A 1080-nucleotide genomic window follows, 5' to 3' on the forward strand; every position below is an offset into this window, starting at 1 on the left:
ATCTTAACCAACGGGTTATGGATGAACAGCAACAAACCGTCAAACAGCAAATTGCGGATCTTTTAAATAAAGATTGGCGAGAAGCAATCAACAACTGTGAGTCTTTGCTATCGGAAACCTCAGCCACGCTAAAAGAGTTGCAAGACACCTTGCAAGCGGCGGGCGATGAACTGCAAACCCAGATTCTTGATATTCAAGAAATTGTTTATGGTGACGATGAGCTCGAGTTTGTAGGTGAAACCCTATTTGGTTTGCAAATGAAGCTAGACCGAATCACCAGTTGGGGCCAACAAGCGATTGATTTGTGGATCGGCTACGATCGCCACGTGCATAAATTTATCCGTACCGCGATCGATATGGATAAAAACCGTGCCTTTAGCCAACGTTTGCGTCAGTCAGTCACTGACTACTTTGATGCGCCTTGGTTATTGACCTACGCAGACGCAGAAAAACTCACGGATCTTCGTGATGAAGCACTTGTGCTCCGTGATGACGAAGTGATGGGGCAAGCCCCAATCGACGTAGAATACGAAGAATTTGAGCAAGTGAACGATCTACTTTCAGAACGAATCGCAGATATGTTGAAAGCTCACAAACAGCAAGGCGCGCCAATTGATCTTGGCCTTGTGCTGCGTGATTACCTCGCAGCGCACCCTCGCACACACCATTTTGATTTAGCCAGAATTGTTGTCGACCAAGCCGTTCGCTTAGGTTACTCAGAGTCTGACTATCAGGCTATTCAGCCAGATTGGCAGGCAATCAACGATTTCGGTGCAAAGGTACAAGCAAATGTCATTAACAAGTACTGATGATTACATGCCAGAGAAACTGGTAAAAGCGATAGCGAACCCATTGTTTCCTGCGCTAGATAGCATGTTGCGTTCAGGCAAGCATGTTTCAACAGAAGACCTCGATAACCATGCGTTGCTTTCTGATTTTGAAGTTGAGCTTCAGCATTTTTATCAACGCTACAATACGGAACTGGTAAAAGCGCCTGAAGGTTTCTTTTATTTGCGTCCGCGTTCTACGTCTTTAATTGGGCGTAGTGTGTTGTCTGAGCTCGACATGCTAGTTGGTAAA

General features: G+C 45.5%; 2 protein-coding genes. Both read left to right on the plus strand.

The features are described from left to right. The coding region (mukF, locus tag AB4496_RS23080) for a chromosome partition protein MukF (protein WP_372132109.1) at window positions 1-809 on the plus strand (809 nt) is incomplete at its 5' end. Next, window positions 790-1080 (plus strand): chromosome partition protein MukE (locus tag AB4496_RS23085; RefSeq protein WP_372132111.1); only part of this gene is annotated, 291 nt, incomplete at its 3' end. The genes mukF and AB4496_RS23085, both read left to right, overlap by 20 nt.

Origin of the sequence: Vibrio sp. 10N.222.46.A1, assembly GCF_041473595.1 — a bacterium.
Classification (GTDB): domain Bacteria; phylum Pseudomonadota; class Gammaproteobacteria; order Enterobacterales; family Vibrionaceae; genus Vibrio; species Vibrio tasmaniensis_A.